The following is a 19,285-nucleotide window of genomic DNA, read 5'->3' as shown; positions in this document are numbered from 1 at the left end:
TGACGAGGAGCCCGGCCTGACGCCGGGCTCCCCCGCACTCAAGGCGCCTCGAAGCGCGACTGCTCGTGCAGTTCCAGCCGCAGCTTCTGCTGCGCCTCCAGCGCATTGACCTGCGCGGCACGCGCCGCCAGCGTGGTTTCGGCCAGGCCGCGGCGCACCACCAGCAACTGTCCGATGCCGATCTCGCCCGCCGAATAGGCGCGCGCCGCGCGATCCGCGGCGCTCTGGTCCAGCGTCAACGCCGTCTGCTGCGCGCGCGCGGCCTGTTCCAGCCCGGTCACCGTCCTGGCGAGCACATCGAACTCGGCGCCTGCCGCCTGTTCCACGGCGGCACGGCGTCGCGCGGCGGCTTCGGCGTCAGCCGCCGTTGCCAGCGCGACGGATCGCCGATGCGCGGACCCCAGCGGCATCGAGATCGACAAGCCCGCAATGCGCTCCGCCCCGCCCCGCTCGACCGTCACGAACGCGCCGACGGTGGGATCGGGCTTGCGCTCCAGATCCGACCGCCGGGCGGCACGGCTGGCTACCGCTTCATCGGCAATTGCCAGCCGCACGGCATGGCTGACATCGAGATACCGGGCCCGCGCGCCTTCTCCCAGCAGATTACCGGCGGCTGCCGGCGGCAGCATGACGATTGGTGCGTCTGGCGGCATCACAGCGGGCAGGCCCAGCGCCGGAAAGCGCGCGCGCAGTTCCGCCTCCGCCGCGCCCTGGGTAGCCCTGGCAGCCGCCAGCGCCGCTTCGGCGCGCGCCTGTTCGGCCTGTACGATTTCCAGGTCCATCGGCGCGGCATCGCTGGCACGCACACGCTTGCCGGTGGACGCCACCAGGTCGCCGGCAAGCGCCGCGCTGCGCGCCATGGCGGCAGATGACTGCCGCGCGCGCAGCACGTTGAACCACAGTATCAGCATCTGCTTTGATGTCTCGTGCTGCGCATCGTCCAGCGCGATATCGCCCTGGTCGATGGTGGCATCGGCCAGCGCCGCGTCCGCGTCGGACTTGCCCCACAGGCGCAACGGCCGCTCGATGGCGACCTGGCCCTCGGCAAAGTTGTCGGATGGGTCGCGTACATGGCGGCGCTGCCCCGTGGCGCGCACCACGAACTCGGCCGTGCCGGCGCGAATGCCGCCGGCACGCGCACTGGCGCTGTCGCGGCGCGCCCTGGCCGCGGCCACATCTGGCGCGGTATCCAGTGCGGCACGAACGGACGCCACCGTCGGCAGGTAGCTGTCTTCCGTCATGGCAGGGATGTTCGATGTCCGGGCTTCCGCCGCGCAGAGGCCGGACATCCACAGGCTGGCTGCCAGTCCGGCGCACAGCGTCAATTTCAGGTCTTTTGTGTTCATTGTTCCTGCCCTCCCGCTGCCACCATCTGCGCTTGAATATTGCTGGCGCGCTTCGGCATGCCGAAGCGCTCGAACAGCAGTGGCAACAGCAGCAGCGTCAGCGCGGTGGAAGTAACCAGCCCGCCCGACACCACGATAGCCAGCGGACGCTGGATCTCCGAACCAGGCCCACTGGCAAGCAACAGCGGAATCATGCCCAGCGCGGTGATGCAGGCCGTCATCAGCACGGGGCGCAGGCGGTCCCTGACACCACGCTGCACCGCCGCCGCGATATCGAGCCCCTCCTCCAGCAGCGCATTGAAGTGCGACACCAGCACCACGCCATTGAGCACCGCAATGCCCAGCAGCGCGATAAAGCCGACCGACGCCGGCACCGACAGGTACTCGCCCGAAATCCGCAGCGCGGCAATGCCGCCCACCAGCGCAAACGGGATATTGCCGATCACCAGCAGTGCCTGCCGCACCGAGCGGAACGTCAGCATCAGCAGCAGGAAGATGGCCCCCAGCGCCAGCGGCACCACCAGCCCCAGCCGTGCGGCGGCGCGCTGCTGGTTCTCGAACTGACCGCCCCAGACAATGCGCAGGTCCCTAGGCATGTCGGGCAACGCGGCCACGGCCGCACGGGCGTCCTCGACAAAACCGGTCAGGTCACGCCCATCGACGTTGACCTGCACGATGCCGAAGCGCGCGCCGTTCTCGTGGTTGATACGTACCGGCCCGTCCACGCGGCGTACCTCGGCCAGCGACGTCAGCGGCCAGGTCTTGCCGTCGGGCGCCGTCACCATCAGGCTGGTGAAGCTCTCCGGCGTCTGCCGCAGCGCATCGCTGCCGCGCAGCAGCAGCGGTGTGCGCACCACCCCTTCGGGCACGATGCCGATGCGCTCGCCTTCCACCTGCGCACGCAGCAGCGCCTGCAGCGCGTCGCTGGTCAGGCCGGCCCGGCCCAGCGCGGCCCGGTCCACGGCCAGCGTCAGGTACTGCACGCCGTCATTGCTGGCGGCAATGACTTCGGCGGCGCCGGGCACCTTGCGCATCTGCTCGGCAATCGCGGTAGACGCATGGTTGATGGCCGCCAAGTCGTTGCCGAACACCTTGATCGCGACGTCGCCGCGCGTGCCGGTCATCATCTCCGAGATCCGCATCTCGATCGGCTGGGTAAAGCTGTACATCACGCCGGGAAACCGCTCCATGACCTTGCGGATATCGGTGGCGATATCTTCCTTTGTGCCCCGCCATTCGGACTTCGGCTTCAGCACCAGGAACGCATCGGTCTCGTTCAGGCCCATCGGATCGAGACCCAGGTCATCGGACCCCATGCGTGCGACGATCGAGCGGATCTCGGGCACTTCCTTGAGCAGTGCCGCCTGCACGCGGCGGTCGATGTCGAGCGATGTCTCCAGCGACACCGACGGCGCACGCTGCATCTGCACGATCAGGTCGCCCTCGTCCATCGACGGCATGAACGTCTTGCCCACCGACGCATAGAGCGCCACCGCCAGCAGCAGTGCCGCCCCGGCCAGGCCGAACACCACGCGGGCGCGCCGCTGGCTCCAGGCCTGCAGCCGGTCGAAGCGCGCCGATACCCAGCGCATCAGGAACGGCGCATGCTCGTCATGCGCGCGCAGCAGCAGCGACGCCAGCGCCGGCACCACGGTCAGCGCAATCACCACGGAAGCGCCCAGTGCCAGCACGATCGTCAGCGCCACGGGTCCGAACAGCTTGCCCTCCAGCCCCTCGAGCGACAGCAGCGGCAGGAACACGATGGCGATGATCGACACGCCCGCCAGCATCGGCACTGCCACGCTGGACACTGCGTGCCGGATGATGGCCGGACGCAGCGCCGGATCGGTGTGCCGCGCGCTGGCCCGTGCCAGCCCCGATTCGATATTCTCGACCACCACCACGGCGGCATCGACCAGCATGCCCAGCGCAATGGCAAGGCCGCCCAGGCTCATGAGGTTGGCCGTCAGGCCCACGTAGCGCATCATCAGGAACGTGGCGAGCAGCGACAGCGGCAGCGTGGCCGCCACCACCAGTGCCGCCCGCAGGCCGCCCAGGAACAGGTACAGCGTGACGATCACCAGCAGGCTGGCCTCCACCAGCGCGCGCACCACCGTATTCGCCGCGCGGGACACCAGTTCGCCCCGGTCGTAGAACACCTTCGTGGTCATGCCCTTGGGCAGACTCGGCGCCAGTTCGTCGAGCTTGTCCTGCACGGCCTTGACGACCTTTGACGCATCGGCGCCACGCAAGGCCAGCACCAGGCCCTGCACCGCCTCGCCCTTGCCGTCCATCGACACCGCACCGTTGCGCGTGGTGGCGCCCAGGCCCACGGTCGCCACGTCGGCCACGGTCACCTGGGCCAGTTGCGTCCTGTCGTCGCCGGCCGGCACGACGATGCGCCGCAGGTCTTCCAGGCCCCGCACGCCGCCTTCCACGCGCACCACCCAGGTTTCGTCGCCCTGCTCCACGCGCCCCGCGCCGTCGTTGCGGTTGTTGCTCTCCAGCGCGTGGCGCAACTGCTCCAGCGTCACGCCGCGCGCGCGCAGCCGGGCCGGATCGGGGATTACCTCGTAGCTGCGGACTTCGCCGCCCAGCGCATTGACATCGGCCACGCCGCTGACCGTGCGCAGCGCCGGGCGAATCACCCAGTCCAGCACCTGCCGACGCTCGGCCAGCGTATGGGTGTCGCTTTCGAGCGTGAACATGAACATCTCGCCCAGCGGCGTGGTGATCGGCGCCAGGCCACCCACCGCGTTGTCGGGCAGGTCACGCATCAGGCCGGACAGCCGCTCGGTGACCTGCTGCCGGGCCCAATACGGGTCCACGCCCTCCTCGAAGTCGACCGTCACGTCGCTAAGCCCGTACTTCGACACCGAACGCACGATGGTCTTCTGCGGAATGCCCAGCAGTTCTTGCTCGATTGGCGTGGATACGCGCTGCTCCACCTCCTCGGGCGTCATGCCGGGGATCTTGAGAATGACCTTGACCTGCGTCGGGGCGATATCGGGAAAGGCATCGATGGGCAGGTTGGCATAGGCCCACGCGCCCACGAACGCGAGCACGGCGGCCGCGATCAGCACCAGCACGCGCTGGCGCAAGGCAATATCAACGATTCTGGCCAGCATCATTGGCCTCCGACCAGCATGCCCTTGAGCGCGCCGATGCCCGCCACGGCCACCCGGGCGTTGGCCGGCAGCGCGCCACGCACGGTGGCAAAGGCATCGTCCGTGGCATCGACCGTCACCGGGTGGTAGACCACGCCGTCCTTGACCGCCACGAATACCCCGGCCTTGCCCTGCGTGTAGGTCAGCGCAGCCACCGGCACGCGCAGGCGCACGCCGGACTGGCTTGCCGTGCCCGATCCCAGATGGACGACCACGCCAACGCTCTCGCCCGCCTGCAGGCTGCCGCGCGTATCCAGCGTGGCGCGGATACGCACCGCACCGGTGCCGTCGCTGGACGGCACCACGCCGGCCACCTTGCCGGCGGCGCCGCGCTGGCGCACTTCCACGCGCGCGCCGCCACGGATCGTCGGCACGTCGCGGCCGACCAGCAGGTCGAGTTCCAGGGCATCGGGATCGACGATGCGGAACAGCGGTGCCGACGCATCGACGCGTGTACCCGGTACCGCATGGATCTCGGCAACCAGCCCGTCGCGGCCGGCCACCATGCGCGCTTCGCCACGCGGGCCCACGCCGATGCCGGCCGCCGCCATCTCGGCCTCGCGTGCCCGCACCGCCGCGCCGGCTTCGCGCGCACGCGCCTGGGTGGTCTCCCAGCGGCTGCCGGCGATGATGCCGTCGTCATGTAGCTGGCGGTCGCGCTTGAGCGCCAGCTGGGCCAGTTCGGCCTGCGACCGGGCCTCGGCCAGCGCACGGCTGGCTTCGAACATCTGCGGGCTGGCAAACAGCGCCAGCGGCTGGCCTTTTTTCACGGACTGGCCGATAGCGACCAGCACCTGCGACACCATGCCCGGATACGGCGCGGCCACCACGAACTGCGCGTCGGGACGCAGCACCACGCGCGCGGTAGTGCCGATCTCGATATGCGCGGCGTTCTCGGCGGCCGCGAAGCGGATACCCAGTGCCTGGGCCTGGGCGGCGCTGAGCGGCAGCGTACGTGCCTGGACTGGGGCGATACAGGTCAGCGCCGAAACCGCAAACGCGGTCAGCGCAAGACGACGACGGAAAGACATTCCTGACTCCGAAACAATGCGAGTGAAAGCCGCACGCCGCTTTCAAGTTCTCAGGCGTGCAAGGACACCGGTCAGCCCGGCGGGATCGCGGTCAGGAATAGAGAGGGGGGGCGTGCGCGGGCGGCGGGTTGCTGCTGCCGCCACGCCAGCGCAGCCGGTGTGGGGTGGCGGCGCGTACCAGTGGCCAGGCCACCCATGCGGCCAGCACCAGCAGCACGGCGCACAGGGCCAGCAGGGCCTCGATCATCGACGGATCGACATCGAGCCCCGGCCCGGCGTGGCTCAGGCCTTTTTCGACATCGATCGAGAACGGCTCGTCATCGGCGTGGGGCACGGCCTGGGCGGTGGAAGCGGCCGGTGCAGCTGCGTCGGCACCAGCCTGGGCCTTGCGCTCTTCGAGCACGATCCGGAACAGGCCCGGCATTGGAATATCCAGATGGAAGCCGGTCTGGTGCGGCGTGCCCATGTGGGCATGCAGCAGCGGACCCAGGCACTGGATCACGATCAGGATCGTCAGGAAGCCAAATCTGGCGAGAGGTGAAAGGCGCCCCATGGCGGTTCGAATCACAAGGTTGGGGCTGGCGGAGTTCGCGACCAATGACTCTATCGTCCAGTGCCAGCCCCGGCTGGTGGACGTAAAGTCAAAGGTCTCGCGAAACGGGCTTCGATTGCCGAAACCGGTTGCCGGCGCCATGGCTTGTCTGGCCAAGTATGTTGACGACGGCGCCCCCGTGGGTGGAGGCAGGCTACTCCCCTAAGACGGAGCGAATGCTAGCACGGCTTGCGCGGCGCTGCCACCGCGCCACATGCCTGCCCATCCGCCCCATCCGGCTGCTGGCGCGCGCCCTTTGGAGCCAGCTCAAGCACGGCAAAAGCCCGCGACCGGGTGCCTGACCCGCATTTCCCGACCAACCGGTAATCGCACATCCGCTGTTGCGAGGCAGCAAATCGGCTTGTAGCCGTTTCTTTAAAGATGTATCTTGAATGCATGTTTAAGAGAGGCGGACCGGCCACCCGGCTCTCCTGGATCGCAGCAATCGCAACGCTCAACATATCGGAGCCATCATGCAAGCCCCCACCCACACGCCGGCAGACCTGGACGTTCATCACAATGTCTCGGGCTTCTCGGACCGCGTCGCCCTGGCCATCACCATGACGCTGCGCTTCTTTGCCGACACCTTCTTTGCCAAGCGCTATGGCAACCGTGCCATCGTGCTGGAAACCGTGGCCGCCGTGCCGGGCATGGTCGGCGGCATGCTGGTGCACCTGCGCTGCCTGCGCTGGATGGTGGCCGACGAAGGCTGGATCCGGACGCTGCTGGACGAAGCCGAGAACGAGCGCATGCATCTGATGACGTTCATCCAGATCGCCAGGCCCAGCTGGTTCGAGCGCGTGGTGATTCTGCTGGTGCAGGCGGTCTTCTTCGTGGCCTACTTTGTCCTGTACCTGGTGTCGGCACGCACGGCGCACCGTCTGGTGGGGTACTTCGAGGAACAGGCGGTCATCAGCTACACGCTCTACCTGGCCGAAATCGATGCGGGCCGCGTGGAAAACGTTCCCGCCCCGGCCCTGGCCATCGAATACTGGAACCTGCCTGCCGATGCCCAGCTGCGTGACGTGGTCCTGGCCGTACGCGCCGATGAAGTGGGCCACCGCGACGTGAACCACGGCTTTGCCAACGCCCTGACCAGCGGCGAAACCATCAGCCAGGCCGTGTAAGCGATATCAAGCGCTTCGCCGCAAGACCGGAAAGCCCGCCTCAGGCGGGCTTTTTGCTGGTCATCGCGCAGGAGTGGTCGGGCCTGGCGCCTGCCGGGGCCTGGCGCGTGGCAGCCCAGAACACCAGTGCCGCGACGCTCACCGCCGCGCCCAGCGCGCAAACGGCAAGCCATCCGCCGGCCGCATATGCGGCAGTGGTGCCGATGGCGCCCACCCCGCTGCCCACGGCATAGAACAGCATATACATGCCGATAAGCCGGCCCGGCGCATCGGGGCGTGTCCGCGCGATCATGCTCTGGCTGGTAACGTGCAACGCCTGCCCGGCGGCATCCAGCAGCACGATTCCCACGGCCAGTATCCACAGCGACGTGTGCAGCTGCGCGAGCGGCCACCACGAAAGGATCAGCAGTGCCAGCGCCACCACGGTCGTGCGCTGTCCATGTCCGCCATCCACCCACTTGCCGGCCCGCGCAGCAGCCAGCGCACCCACCACGCCCACCAGCCCGAACGCGCCGATGGCCGTGTGAGGCAGCGAGTATGGCGGCGCGCTCAGCGGCAGCACCAGCGCGCTCCAGAAGATATTCAGCGCAGCGAACATCAGCAGCGCCAGCATGCCCCTGACCCGCAGCGTGCGCTCATGGCGCAGCAGCGCGAACATCGACAGGATCAGTTGCGGGTAGCCCACGCGCACGCGCGGCGGCGCAAGCCGTGGCAGGCGTGTCCACAGCAATATGCCCATGACAAGCATCACCAGCGCCGCCGCAAGGTAGACCCAGCGCCACCCCGCAACATCGCTGACCGCCCCGGCAAACACCCGCGCTGTCAGCAGGCCCACGAACACACCGCTCTGGGCCGCCCCGACCACCCGCCCCTGCTCGTGGGCCGACGCCGCGCTGGCGGCATAGGCCAACAGGCCCTGCGTCATCGCCGTACCCAGCAGGCCCACCGCCAGCATGCCCCCGAACAGCGCCGGTAGCGTCCGCGCCGTGGCAACCGCCACCAGTGCAACCAGCAAAGCCACCAGCTGGGTGCGCATCAGCCGGCGCCTGTCGACGAGATCGCCCAATGGCACGACAAACAGCAGCGCCAGCGCACTGCCCACCTGGGTCATCGCCACCACGCTGCCCACCACTGCCTGGTCAATCCGGAAATCGGCCGCCAATGCGTCGAGCAACGGCTGGCCGTAGTAGACATTCGCCACGCTGAACCCGGCCGATGCCGCAAACAGGGTGACCAGGCCCCTGGCCATGCCAGGCCCGCGCGGCAGCGCCCCCGCCTCGATGCGTGATCCTTCCGGCTGTCTATCCGATGTCATGGTGTCCTCATCTGGTTTCAAAATAAAACCAGTTGAATGCTAGGGCAACCAGTTTTAAAATGCAACCGGACCATCCCGTACCCCTGCCTCATGCCAACGTCCGCGACACCCACGACACGCACCACCCCGCAGCAGCCCGAATCCTGCCCGGTTGCCAGGTCTCTCGATGTGGTGGGCGACCGCTGGTCGCTGCTGATCGTGCGCGACGCCTTCGACGGCGTGCGTCGCTTCAGCGATTTCCAGCGCGGCCTGGGCATGGCGCGGAACATCCTGGCCGACCGCCTGCACAAGCTGGTGGAAGCCGGCGTGCTGGAATTGCAGGCCGCGTCGGACGGTTCGGCCTACCAGGAGTACGTGCTGACGGCAGCGGGAGAAAGGCTGTTTCCGGTGGTGGTGGCCCTGCGCCAGTGGGGCGAGCGGCACCGGTTTGGGGCCGGCGAGCGCCACTCCACGCTGATCGACAGGCGCACCGGCAAACCTGTGCCGCCCATGCAGCCGCTGGCGAAGGACGGCACCGCCATCCGGCCTGCCGATACCGAAGTCCGCAAGCTCAAACAGGACATCGGCCCGGACCGGACCGGCGTATGATCGAGGACATCGCCCTGATTGGCGGAATGCCCCCAATGACCGACCGCCCTCACTTGTCCCCCAAACTGCATCTGACCGCCACGCATGGCTTTGCGCTGCATAACAGCCGGCAGCCCGCGTTCCGGCGCGAGTGGCACGAGCATGACTGCGGCATGCTGCTGTGGCCACGCCAGGGCCGGCTCAAGACGGTATGGGATGCCCCTGGGAAGGCTTCGGAGCCAGCGGCCGCGGTGGCGGGTTCACGCCAGGCCGCCACGCTGGTGCGCGGGGCTGCGGTGCTGCTGCCGGCGTCAACCTCGCACCTGACGGCGTCCGAGCATCAACAGCAGCAGCACGGCGAACTCTATCTGCCGCCTGACCGCATGCCCGCCCTGCGCTATGGCGCGATCCACCTCGACGGGCCCACGGTTGCCATGCTTGAAGCGTTGCTGGCGCCCAACCTGTCCACCGCGAGCGCGTCGTGGCTGGTACGCGCCATCGTCGAGCAGATCGTCACGAGCCGGCCAATGGCGCTGCCGGACGAGCCCGCGTCGATGGCCCACCGCATGGTGCGGCGCTTCACGCAGGCGCTGGAATGCGACCAGCCGCTGCCATCGATCGATGCCGTTGCCAGCGAACTTGGTGTCGCGATACGTCAGTTGCAGCGCGCATGCCAGATCGAGTACGGCACCACGCCCGTGGCGATCCGGCGGCGCGTGCTGGCGGCCCACGCCAAGGCGCTGATCGCAGCCGGCCATTCGCCGGCCAGCGTCAGCGTGCAGCTTGGCTTTGCCTCAAGCGGCCATTTGCACCGGCTGTTGCGCGAGGTTAAGGAGCAGGCGTAGGCGTCCCTGCTCACGCGTTGCCGACGATCGCTTCAACCTCGATCTCGGTCCAGGCGCAGTCCGGCAGGCTCGACACGCCCAGCGCGCTGCGGGCAGGCAGCGGCTGATCGGGAAACGCCACGCGCAGCACGGCCGATGCCGCATCGAGCACCGCCGGATGGCGCGCGAAGGTGTCCGTGGCGCGGATAAATCCACGCAGGCGCACCACCTGGACAACGCGCGACAGTTCGCCGCCGCATGCTTGCCGCAGCGCCGCCAACGCGTTCAGCATCGACACCTCCGCTGCTTGCCGGGCCGGTGCCAGGTCGTCATCGGTGCGGCACTGTCCGGCCATCGCCACGCCATCGCGCCGGCAGACCTGGCCGGAAATCGACACCCATTGCGCATTGCCAGCCGGTACTGCGCAGAACGGCGCGTAGTGGCCCCGAGGCGCCGACACCGGCGGCAGCGCCAGGCCCGCGGCGGCCAGCCGTTCTTCCGGCGTATCCGGCATGGACGGCCTGCCCTCTGCCGTCACCGTCATTGCCCACCCCAGGCCGTCTCGCCACTGAGCCAGCAACCGCCCGCCGCGCCCTGGTCGTCGAAGCGCGGCGCAACCAGGATTTCAGACGGGCTGCCCATGGCATCGCCCTGCCAGACTGCGATGGACGCCTGGGAGCCGCCGCCCAGGTATCCGGCACCAGCCAGGTAGCCCCACAGTGCGGCGGCGGCGATGCCCGTGGCGGCATCCTCCGGATAGCCCGACGACTTGGGAAACTGCCGCGCATGCACGATGCGCCGGCCATCCGCTTTCGTGGCGCCCAGCGCATACGGGTACAGCCCAGTGGAACCGATCGACTCGCACAATCCCTGCATGGTGGAAAAATCGGGCTGCAGGTCATCGAGCATCGCCACCGATGGCAGCGCCACCAGCGTCTTTACGCGGCTGGTGGCGGCGTTGGTCATCGTCCACGCGCCCGCCGGCAAGCGCAGTTGCGCCGCCACACGGGCACTGGCCTGCGCGTCGAGCCGCTGCGTGCGCACCGCGGGCTGCGAGATCCACGCGCGTTGCAGGGTATCGTCCCAACGGGCATGCACCACACCGCTCAGCGTTTCGATGCTTGCGGTCGGGGTCGTCCATTGCCCCCATTGCCGCAGCGCCCACAGCGTGCCGACAGTGGCGTGGCCGCACATCTCCATCTCGTGCTGCGGGACGAAGAAGCGGATACGCCAGTCGCAGCCGATGGTGCTGGGCAGCACGAAGGCGGACTCATGGCCGTGCTTCGCGGCCACCGCCTGCATGTCGGCGGCATCCATGCCCTGCGCATCGGCAACCAGCGGCACCGGGTTTCCGCCCCGGCCATCACGCACGAACACGTGGATCAGATTTACTTCACTCACCCGTGGCTCCTACCGATCGTGCAATCGCTCCCCAATAGGGGATGTCCTTCTGCACCGCGGCCTGCAGCGCGGCGGGCGTGCCTGGCCGGGCCGTGACGCCCTTGGCGGCAAGATCCTCCGCCACGGCCTTGTCACCCAGCACCTTGTTCAGTGCGGCATTGAAGCGCTCCACCACGGGCGCCGGCGTGCCCTTGGGGAATGCAATGCCGTACCACAGCTGCTGCTCGAAGCCCGGCACGCCCTGGCTGGCGAAGGTCGGCACATCGGCCAGCAGCGGCGTGGGGGCCGTGGTGGCAATGGCGGTGATCTTGTGCGCCTTGATGTACGGCGCCAGGCCCACCGGGTTGTCGAACATGATCTGCACCTGGCCGCCAATCAGGTCAGTGTACGCCGGGGACGCGCCGCGATACGGCACGTGCACCAGCGGCACGCCGGCCAGTTTCTGGAACTGCTCGCCCATCAGGTGCGACACGGTGCCAACGCCCACCGAGCCGAAGCTGAGCTGCGTCTTGTCGGCCTTGAGCCGGGCCAGCAACGCCTTGACATTGGTCGACTGCAACTGGTTGTTGACGGCCAGTACGTACGGCGAAGTGCCGATGAATCCGGCATAGCTGAAATCCTTGGCCGGGTGGTAAGCCAGCTTGGGATAGATCGCCACGCTGACCGCGTGCGTGCTGGTGGTGACCACGCCGGCGGTATAGCCGTCGGCCGGGGCGCGTGCCACGAAAGCCGAGCCCAGCGTGCCACCCGCCCCGCTGCGGTTGTCGATCACCACCGGCTGGCCCAGTTCGCGCTGCAGCAGGGGCTGGATCGACCGCACCACCAGGTCGGTGCCGCCGCCTGCCGGGAACGGGACGACGATCACAACGGGCCTGGCCGGCCAGGTCTCGGCATGCGCGGCCCCGAAACAGAGTCCGGCGGCAATGGCCAGCAGGACGCGGCGGCGCGTGGCGCGCGGCGGGTGGGACAGGATTGACACGGGATTCCTCTTTGTGGACGTGCAAGGAGTCTAGGCACGCGGCGCGCGGGATTCGAACCGGAATGCGACGGGCGCCGATCCGAATTGCGTCCGCCAGCCATGCCCCCCGCCGGGTCTGGACGCAAAAAAGGGCACCCTCCCGGATGCCCTTCCTTTCAGCACATGCAGCGCGCGATCAGAACTTGTGGCGAATGCCCATCAGCACGCCGGTCTGGTTCTTGCCCGCCACCGTGGTGCCGAAGCCGCCGGTGCCCAGGTCCGAACCGTCCTTGTTGCGGGTGTAGGCCAGGTTCAGGTACACATCGGTCCGCTTCGAGAACGAATAGTCGGCCGAGACGATGAACAGCCACGGATCGGCGCCCGAATTGCGGAAGTCCTGGTAGTACGCCGCGCCGGTGAGCGACCATGCCGCGGTGATATCCCACTGCGCGCCGGCCCAGTACAGGTTGGTGGTCTGCGACGTCGGCGGCGTCATGAAGCGGGCATAGCGATAGCCCAGGTACGACTTGACCGAACCAAACTGGTACGTGCCCGACACCGCTGCCTTGCGCGTCTTGTCCTGGTCGGTAGCGACGGTATTGCCGTTCACCTCGTCGTAGACCACGGCGATCGCCAGCGGGCCGCTTTCATAGGCCAGGCTGCCGCCAAACTCGCGGCCGACCTTGTAGTTGCCCGGCACTTCGCCATTGACGCCGGACGTGCCGTCCGCACCCGCGCTGTACATCAGCTTGGCACTGACCGGACCGAACTTGCCGGCGTACTTGATCGAGTTGTCGGCGCGCGACTGGAAAGCGGCGTCCTGCGCGCCAATCGAGTAGCGCGTCGAAATGCCCATCGGGTCGAACTGCACGCCGAAGTCATACATCGCCGTCGTATGGCGGCCGAGCGTCAGCGTGCCATAGGCGTTGCTCAGGCCGATCCATGCCTGCCGGCCGAACAGCCGGTTGTTCTGGGTGCTCTTGCCATCGTCGACCGCGAAGCCGCTTTCCAGCGCGAACACCGCACGCAGGCCGCCGCCAAGGTCCTCGGCGCCGCGCAGGCCCCAACGCGATCCCGACAGGTTGCCCGACTGCATGCGGACCACGGAATTGTTGCCGGCGCCCAGATGGTTTGCGTATTCCACGCCAACGTCCACCACACCGTACACCGTCACCGACGACTGCGCGAACGCACCCCCGGCGGTCAGGCCTGCAACGGCGGCCGCCATCCATACTGCTTTCTTCTTCATGACTCTGAGGTCTCCCCTCTCGTTGGAAAATCTTCGTCGGCCTGGCGATGCCGGCCTGTGTTCTTCTTGCGCTGCCGCCACCCCGTGCCCGCGGCAATGCCAACCTCGTATGCAACACCATGCATATCGAAGCAGCTTCATATGTATTAATTTCGAAACAATACCTCATATAGTGACGTATGTGTCACCAATTCAGGGTTATCCCCGATAAATCGGTAGCAAGACGTCGGCCGTCTGCCGCCGAGCGAGGCCGCCACGGCCTCTGGCAGAATTGACGTTCGCGCAACTTCAGGGGCGGCACCGATGCAGGCCAGGCAGACTCCAGGGCGCAGCAGCCTGCGCGTCGTCGTGACGCTGGCGCTCGTCGGCGCGTTGGCCGGCTGCAGCCTGCCCCCGCGCGGCGAGCCACCGCAAACGGCCACGTTGCCCCTGGAAGCTGCGGCGGCCACGGCGCTGGGCCAGTCCATCGCCCGCGAAACCGTCGAACACCCTGACCACACCGGCATCGATCCGCTGGCGGACCCGCTCGAATCGTTTGCGGCACGCGTCGATCTGATTCGCGCTGCGCAGCGCACACTGGACGTGCAGTACTACATCTGGCGCAACGACCTCACGGGCAACCTGCTGCTCGGGGAGATCCGCGATGCGGCCCGGCGCGGTGTCCGCGTGCGGCTGCTGGTCGATGACAACGGCATACCGGCGTCGCTCGACGGTACGTTCCGCGCGCTGACTGCGCAGCCGAACATCGAGGTCCGGCTGTTCAACCCGTTTGCGGTGCGATGGCCCAAGCAAGTGGGCTTCCTGACCGATTTCCAGCGCCTGAACCGCCGGATGCACAACAAGTCGCTGACCGCCGATGGCGTGGCATCGATCGTTGGCGGCCGGAATATCGGCGACGAGTATTTCGGCGCCACCGACGGCGTGGTCTTTGCCGACCTGGACGTGCTGGCCATCGGCCCGGCAGCGCGCGATATCGCGGTCGATTTCGACCGGTATTGGGCCAGCCAGTCGGCGTATCCCGTGGAACTGCTGGTCACCACCGCCGCTCCGGAAGCGCTCGACGCGTCAGTGCGGAACATCCTGCGCGACCCCGCCAGCCTGAAGTACCAGCAGGCGCTGGAGCAGGTCACCGATGTGGACCGGCTGTTGCGCGGCGAGCTGCCGCTGCTATGGGCGCGCACCACGCTGGTCAGCGACGACCCGGCCAAGATCCTGGGCCAGGCCAGGCCGGCGCAGCTGATCCTTGCCCAATTGCACGCGATCCTGGGCAACCCCGAGCACGAACTCGACCTGGTCTCGCCGTACTTCGTGCCCGGCGCGGAAGGCACCGGTTTCTTCGCGCAACTCGCCGCCAGCGGCGTGAAGGTGCGCATCCTGACGAACTCGCTCGAAGCCACCGATGTGCTGCCCGTGCACGCAGGCTACGCCAGGCGGCGTGCCGAACTGGTCCAGGCCGGCGTCACGCTGTACGAATTGCGGCGTGCCGCCGGCCAGACCGCCCAGAAGTATTACAGCGTGGGCATGTTCGGCAGTTCCGGGTCCAGCCTGCATGCCAAGACGTTTTCGATCGATACCCGGCGCGTGTTCGTCGGATCACTGAACTTCGACCCACGTTCGGCCAACCTGAACACCGAACTGGGCCTCGTCATCGACAGCCCGGAGCTGGCCGCGCGTATCGAATCGGCGCTTTGGGACCTGGCGCCGAAGCTCGCGTACGAGGTACGCCTGGACAGCGACAAACGGCTGTACTGGCTCAGGCAGACCAGTGGCGAGCCGGTGCGTTACGACACCGAGCCCAATTCCACCTGGTATCAGCGTGCAGCCGTCTATCTGTTCTCGATCCTGCCGATCGAATGGCTGCTGTAGCCGGGCCGTGCCGCACCGGCAAGCACGCATCATCGCCGCATGAGCGGGTGCGATTCCGCGTACCCCGTTCCATCAACCCGATTCCGCCAACCTATCGCGCTTTTCGGACAACATGCCATCGGGCGGCCTGCGCACCACCTACGCGCCGCGACCGGCCGCTATCCTGCAAATAACCCCCGGGCGCACGGCGCCCCGGACACGCAATAGGTAGCACCAGGTAGCAATGGGTAGCAGCGATGAAACACTCTTGCGAAGCGGTCACCGGTCCAGTTGCATCCGTTCCGGGTGGCCCCGAATGAAGCCCGGCAGACACCCCACGCACCCCATGCTGCGCCGGCTGGGCATTGCCACCGCAGTGCTTGTCGCAATGGCGGGCGTGACCGTCCTGCTGGCGGACTGGCCGCATGTGCCGGCGCCGGTATCGCCGGCGACTGGTGCGCCCGCCGATGTGGTCGTGCAGCCCGGCGCCAGCGGCGTCGACCAGACCGATTTCCTGCAGGCCGCACTCGATAATCTGCAACCGGGACAACGGCTCGTGCTCGCCCCCGGCAACTATCTGGTCGGCCGTGTGCTGGCGGTGCGCCGCGAGCAGGTCGCGGTATCGGGCTACGACGCCACGCTGGTCGCGTCCAATCCGGATCAGCAGGCCATCCAGATCACCGGGGCGAATTCAACGCTGGTGGGCGTGACGCTCAAGGGCACAGGCACACAGCGGCTCGAATCAGCCACGTCGGCCAAGGTAATCGTCGACGGTACGGGCATCCAGGTGCTGGATGTGACCATAGAAGGCGGCGCCAGCGCCGGCATCTTCGTGTCGCGCGGCATTGGCATCGCCCTGGTTGGCGACAGGATCAGCGGCACGCTGGCCGATGGCATCCACATCACGGGCGGCTCGCAGGACGTGCTGGTCCAGAATTCGTCCGTGACCGCCACTGGCGACGACATGGTGGGCATCGTCAGCTACCAGCGTGACAATGCGCAGACCCGGAACATCTATGTCACAAGCAACTACCTGGCAGGCAATGCCTGGGGACGCGGCGTGGCCGTCGTGGGGGGTGCCGATGTCACCGTCGCCGGCAACTGGATCCAGGGCGTGCAGAAGGCGGCTGCCGTGATGGTCGCGCAGGAAGACGGCTATCGCACCGCCGATGCCACCAATGTGCTGATCGCCAGCAACACGATAGCCGATGACCAGAACGCCACGGAGCCCGGCAACAACCGCATGGCAACGGGGCATGCGGCCATCGACATCAATACCGGCAGCGGCAGCGTGACGCGCGTGCAGGTAACCGGCAACCAGCTCATGCGCACGCGCTTCGACGGCTATCGCGCGCAGGGCAATATCTGCCAGGCCGACATCAGCAACAACCGCTTCGCGGCCATCGGTGGCGCGGCCATCTCGCTGCAGTATCGCAATTGCACGGCGGACCAGTTCACCTGCGGCACCAATACGCTCGATGGCGCGCCCCTGCCGCCACCGTCAGGATGCTCCGGCGCGGGATCGATCCAGGTCGCCGGCGCGGACGCGAGCCGCCTCCCTCAAGTGCGGACTTACCTGCGGCGTGCGCAGTAACACCTGCCAGGCCCCGGCGGGCCTGGCAACGCACGCCGTTGCGGCACAGGCTGCCCATGCCGGCTCACCTGACCCGCGGCGATTCCGCCAGCAGCCGCTGCAGGTACTTGCCGTAATGGCTCTTGCCCAGCGGCGCAGCCAGCCGCGCCACCTGCTCCTCGTCGATCCAGCGACGCCGGTAGGCAATCTCCTCGGGGCACGCCACCATCAGGCCCTGACGCTTCTGCAGCGTTGCCACCATCTGCGCAGCATCGATCAGCGAATCGTGCGTGCCGGTATCGAACCACGCAAAACCGCGCCCCATGATGTCGACGGCCAGCTTGCCGGCATCCAGGTAGCGGGCGTTGACCTCGGTGATCTCCAGTTCGCCACGTGCCGACGGCCGGATATCGGCGGCAATATCGCAAACACGGTTGTCATAGAAGTAAAGCCCCGTCACCGCATAGTTCGATCGCGGCTGCGCCGGCTTTTCCTCGATCGACAGCGCCCGAAAGTCTTCATCGAATTCCACCACGCCGTAGCGCTCGGGATCGTGCACGTGATACGCGAACACTGTGGCGCCGTCCTCGCGACGGCTGGAGCGGGCCAGCATGCGGGCCAGGTCATGCCCGTAGTAGATGTTGTCGCCCAGGATCAGCGCCGAGGGATCGCGCCCCACAAAGTCGCGGCCGATGATGAACGCCTGCGCCAGGCCATCCGGCGACGGCTGCTCCGCATACTGCAGGTTCAGCCCCCACTGCCGGCCGTCGCCAAGCAAGGCGGCAAAGCGCGGGGTGTCCTGCGGCGTGGAGATGACCAGCACGTCGCGGATGCCGGCCACCATCAGCGTGGAGAGCGGATAGTAGATCATCGGCTTGTCATAGACCGGCAGCAGCTGCTTGGAGACGCAGTGCGTGACCGGATAGAGCCGCGTGCCGGAACCTCCGGCGAGAATGATGCCTTTGCGCGTCATGCCTGCATCTCCTTGGCAGTGGGGGATTCCTGGGCAACCGGTGTAGGGGTGGGCGCCGGGGCCGGGGCGCCGGCCGCGGTCTCGCGCCGGTAGCAAAGATAGAAGGCGATGGCGCCGGCGGCCTCGGTGATCAGCACCGATATCACCGTGCCCCTGGCGCCCATATGCATCACGAATGGCACCGCGTAGATCAGGTGCATGACCGTCACGGCAGCATAGATATTCCGCACAGCACGGTGCCGACCCGACGCCATCAGGCCGAGATTGCCGAAGATGAAGGCCACGCTGGTCAGTGGCAGCAGCACGCCTTCCAGCCGCAGCAGCAGGATGGTGTCGTGGAACGGCTCGCCCAGCCACATGCGGATGCCGACGCCGGCAAACAGCTCCACCGCCACGAACATCGTGCCCGAACAGGCAAAGACAACCACCATCGCGCGCCGCATCAGCGCACGGGCCGCTGGCGGGTCGGTGACGTTGTATTGGCTGATGCGCGGATAGAACGCCGTGCCGATGACCGTAAAGATCGTCTGCCCGGCAATGCGGATCTTGTCGGCCATCGAGAACTGCCCCACCGCTACCGGACCGTGGAAATGGTTCAGCAGGATCGCATTGAAGTTCAAGTAGAAGCTGACCAGCACCAGCGACAGGAACATCGGGAAGCCCTCGCGCAGCGACGCCATGGCCGCTGCCGCCGGCACCCTGACCAGCGTGGCCAGTCGCCAGCGCCACACGCCCCAAAGCGCCGCGACGGCCAGGATCAGCGTGCCGACGCTGATGCCCAGGGCAGCCAGCGCGGCGTCGCCGGGCGATCTCACCCATGCCACCACGCAGGCCAGACTGATGGCCTTGGACGCGAAGTTCGGCAATACCAGCACCTTCATCCGTTCCAGGCCCTGGTAAAGCCAGATCGGCGTCACGGCGTTCGCCACCACGCCCACGAACGCCGCGATCAGGATGGCCCTGTGTTCGCGCAGGTCCGGCGCCCACCACAACGCGCCAGCCAGCAATACCGCCGCCCCCAGCGTGAGCAGCAGCTTGGCCGCCATCGTCGCCGAAAACACCGCCGCGACTGCGGCCGGATCATCGCGCCTGAGCGATACCAGCCGTGTGGCCGACAGATTGTGGCCGTAGTCGGTCAGCAGGATCAGGTACTGCGCCAGCGCCTGGCAGTAGGCCAGCACCCCGAACTCGCGCACGCCGAGCTTGTGACCGAGGAAAGGCAACAGCACCAGGGGAAACAGATAGTTGCCGCCCTGGATCAGCAACAGATAGGTGGCGGTGGAGCGTATGGATGGCGGCATCGGGCGTGGGCCTTGG

16 protein-coding genes and 1 riboswitch are annotated in these 19,285 nt (G+C 67.5%); of the genes, 5 read left to right on the top strand and 11 right to left on the bottom strand.

Annotation, left to right across the window (positions count from 1 at the left end; translation table 11 throughout):
- Positions 1 to 38: 38 nt before the first annotated feature.
- From ACOABP_RS26370 to ACOABP_RS26355, 4 genes are all read right to left on the bottom strand, one after another.
- Entirely contained in the window at positions 39 to 1,346 is a 1,308-nt protein-coding gene (locus tag ACOABP_RS26370) for a TolC family protein (RefSeq protein WP_474228655.1), read from the bottom strand.
- Positions 1,343 to 4,474 (bottom strand): efflux RND transporter permease subunit, encoded by a 3,132-nt coding sequence (locus tag ACOABP_RS26365; protein ID WP_474230560.1) that lies wholly within the window; start codon positions 4,472 to 4,474, stop codon positions 1,343 to 1,345. Before ACOABP_RS26365 ends, ACOABP_RS26370 begins: the two co-directional genes overlap by 4 nt.
- Complete coding sequence (locus ACOABP_RS26360) at positions 4,474 to 5,544, bottom strand: efflux RND transporter periplasmic adaptor subunit (protein WP_474228654.1); 1,071 nt, start codon at positions 5,542 to 5,544, stop codon at positions 4,474 to 4,476. Before ACOABP_RS26360 ends, ACOABP_RS26365 begins: the two co-directional genes overlap by 1 nt.
- A 91-nt stretch (positions 5,545 to 5,635) precedes the next feature.
- Positions 5,636 to 6,097 (bottom strand): hypothetical protein, encoded by a 462-nt coding sequence (locus ACOABP_RS26355; RefSeq protein ID WP_474228653.1) that lies wholly within the window; start codon positions 6,095 to 6,097, stop codon positions 5,636 to 5,638.
- Positions 6,098 to 6,159: 62 nt separating this feature from the next.
- Positions 6,160 to 6,311, bottom strand: a riboswitch (yybP-ykoY riboswitch).
- A 298-nt stretch (positions 6,312 to 6,609) separates the two neighbouring features.
- On the opposite strand from ACOABP_RS26355, the gene ACOABP_RS26350 reads away from it, so the two are divergent.
- The gene (locus ACOABP_RS26350) at positions 6,610 to 7,263 is read left to right on the top strand and encodes an alternative oxidase (protein WP_474228652.1); all 654 of its coding nucleotides are present in this window, start codon (positions 6,610 to 6,612) and stop codon (positions 7,261 to 7,263) included.
- A 40-nt stretch (positions 7,264 to 7,303) separates the two neighbouring features.
- Here ACOABP_RS26350 and ACOABP_RS26345 read toward each other — a convergent pair whose 3' ends face one another.
- Positions 7,304 to 8,512, bottom strand: coding sequence for an MFS transporter (locus ACOABP_RS26345; RefSeq protein WP_474230558.1), 1,209 nt, complete (start codon positions 8,510 to 8,512; stop codon positions 7,304 to 7,306).
- A 156-nt stretch (positions 8,513 to 8,668) separates the two neighbouring features.
- Between ACOABP_RS26345 and ACOABP_RS26340 the strand changes: the two genes are divergently transcribed.
- On the top strand, positions 8,669 to 9,166 hold the full coding sequence (locus ACOABP_RS26340; protein ID WP_474228650.1) for a winged helix-turn-helix transcriptional regulator: 498 nt from the start codon (positions 8,669 to 8,671) through the stop codon (positions 9,164 to 9,166).
- Positions 9,167 to 9,201: 35 nt separating this feature from the next.
- On the top strand, positions 9,202 to 9,990 hold the full coding sequence (locus ACOABP_RS26335; RefSeq protein ID WP_474228648.1) for a helix-turn-helix domain-containing protein: 789 nt from the start codon (positions 9,202 to 9,204) through the stop codon (positions 9,988 to 9,990).
- Between the two features lie 10 nt (positions 9,991 to 10,000).
- On the opposite strand, the gene ACOABP_RS26330 is transcribed toward ACOABP_RS26335, so the two are convergent.
- The 4 genes from ACOABP_RS26330 to ACOABP_RS26315 all read right to left on the bottom strand — a co-directional run bounded on the left by ACOABP_RS26330 (position 10,001) and on the right by ACOABP_RS26315 (position 13,577).
- On the bottom strand, positions 10,001 to 10,483 hold the full coding sequence (locus ACOABP_RS26330) for a RidA family protein (protein WP_474228646.1): 483 nt from the start codon (positions 10,481 to 10,483) through the stop codon (positions 10,001 to 10,003).
- 26 nt (positions 10,484 to 10,509) lie between these two features.
- A complete protein-coding gene (locus ACOABP_RS26325; RefSeq protein ID WP_474228645.1) occupies positions 10,510 to 11,370 on the bottom strand; it encodes a PhzF family phenazine biosynthesis protein in 861 nt (286 codons plus the stop codon).
- The gene (locus ACOABP_RS26320) at positions 11,363 to 12,349 is read right to left on the bottom strand and encodes a Bug family tripartite tricarboxylate transporter substrate binding protein (protein ID WP_474228643.1); all 987 of its coding nucleotides are present in this window, start codon (positions 12,347 to 12,349) and stop codon (positions 11,363 to 11,365) included. The genes ACOABP_RS26325 and ACOABP_RS26320 overlap by 8 nt, the downstream gene beginning before the upstream one ends.
- A 175-nt stretch (positions 12,350 to 12,524) precedes the next feature.
- On the bottom strand, positions 12,525 to 13,577 hold the full coding sequence (locus ACOABP_RS26315) for a porin (RefSeq protein WP_474228641.1): 1,053 nt from the start codon (positions 13,575 to 13,577) through the stop codon (positions 12,525 to 12,527).
- Between the two features lie 303 nt (positions 13,578 to 13,880).
- Here ACOABP_RS26315 and ACOABP_RS26310 point away from each other — a divergent pair, with 303 nt between their 5' ends.
- Positions 13,881 to 15,443: a phospholipase D family protein gene (locus ACOABP_RS26310; protein WP_474228640.1), complete on the top strand. Its 1,563-nt coding sequence runs from the start codon at positions 13,881 to 13,883 to the stop codon at positions 15,441 to 15,443.
- Positions 15,444 to 15,738: 295 nt separating this feature from the next.
- A complete protein-coding gene (locus ACOABP_RS26305) occupies positions 15,739 to 17,016 on the top strand; it encodes a right-handed parallel beta-helix repeat-containing protein (protein ID WP_474228638.1) in 1,278 nt (425 codons plus the stop codon).
- Between the two features lie 64 nt (positions 17,017 to 17,080).
- Here ACOABP_RS26305 and rfbA read toward each other — a convergent pair whose 3' ends face one another.
- Complete coding sequence (gene rfbA / locus ACOABP_RS26300) at positions 17,081 to 17,968, bottom strand: glucose-1-phosphate thymidylyltransferase RfbA (RefSeq protein ID WP_066741720.1); 888 nt, start codon at positions 17,966 to 17,968, stop codon at positions 17,081 to 17,083.
- Entirely contained in the window at positions 17,965 to 19,269 is a 1,305-nt protein-coding gene (locus tag ACOABP_RS26295; RefSeq protein WP_474228636.1) for an oligosaccharide flippase family protein, read from the bottom strand. Before ACOABP_RS26295 ends, rfbA begins: the two co-directional genes overlap by 4 nt.
- Positions 19,270 to 19,285: the final 16 nt, after the last annotated feature.

The sequence above is a fragment of the Cupriavidus sp. HE11 genome (assembly GCF_056097175.1).
Note: the sequence above shows the minus strand (reverse complement) of the source record. Positions and strands in the feature narration are given on the sequence as shown.

Coding starts and splice junctions, on each gene's coding strand:
- ACOABP_RS26370 (WP_474228655.1), bottom strand. CDS start 1,346: ATGAACACAAAAGACCTGAAATTGACGCTGTGCGCCGGACTGGCAGCC.
- ACOABP_RS26365 (WP_474230560.1), bottom strand. CDS start 4,474: ATGCTGGCCAGAATCGTTGATATTGCCTTGCGCCAGCGCGTGCTGGTG.
- ACOABP_RS26360 (WP_474228654.1), bottom strand. CDS start 5,544: ATGTCTTTCCGTCGTCGTCTTGCGCTGACCGCGTTTGCGGTTTCGGCG.
- ACOABP_RS26355 (WP_474228653.1), bottom strand. CDS start 6,097: ATGGGGCGCCTTTCACCTCTCGCCAGATTTGGCTTCCTGACGATCCTG.
- ACOABP_RS26350 (WP_474228652.1), top strand. CDS start 6,610: ATGCAAGCCCCCACCCACACGCCGGCAGACCTGGACGTTCATCACAAT.
- ACOABP_RS26345 (WP_474230558.1), bottom strand. CDS start 8,512: ATGGCCAGGGGCCTGGTCACCCTGTTTGCGGCATCGGCCGGGTTCAGC.
- ACOABP_RS26340 (WP_474228650.1), top strand. CDS start 8,669: ATGCCAACGTCCGCGACACCCACGACACGCACCACCCCGCAGCAGCCC.
- ACOABP_RS26335 (WP_474228648.1), top strand. CDS start 9,202: ATGACCGACCGCCCTCACTTGTCCCCCAAACTGCATCTGACCGCCACG.
- ACOABP_RS26330 (WP_474228646.1), bottom strand. CDS start 10,483: ATGCCGGATACGCCGGAAGAACGGCTGGCCGCCGCGGGCCTGGCGCTG.
- ACOABP_RS26315 (WP_474228641.1), bottom strand. CDS start 13,577: ATGAAGAAGAAAGCAGTATGGATGGCGGCCGCCGTTGCAGGCCTGACC.
- ACOABP_RS26310 (WP_474228640.1), top strand. CDS start 13,881: ATGCAGGCCAGGCAGACTCCAGGGCGCAGCAGCCTGCGCGTCGTCGTG.
- ACOABP_RS26305 (WP_474228638.1), top strand. CDS start 15,739: ATGAAGCCCGGCAGACACCCCACGCACCCCATGCTGCGCCGGCTGGGC.
- rfbA (WP_066741720.1), bottom strand. CDS start 17,968: ATGACGCGCAAAGGCATCATTCTCGCCGGAGGTTCCGGCACGCGGCTC.
- ACOABP_RS26295 (WP_474228636.1), bottom strand. CDS start 19,269: ATGCCGCCATCCATACGCTCCACCGCCACCTATCTGTTGCTGATCCAG.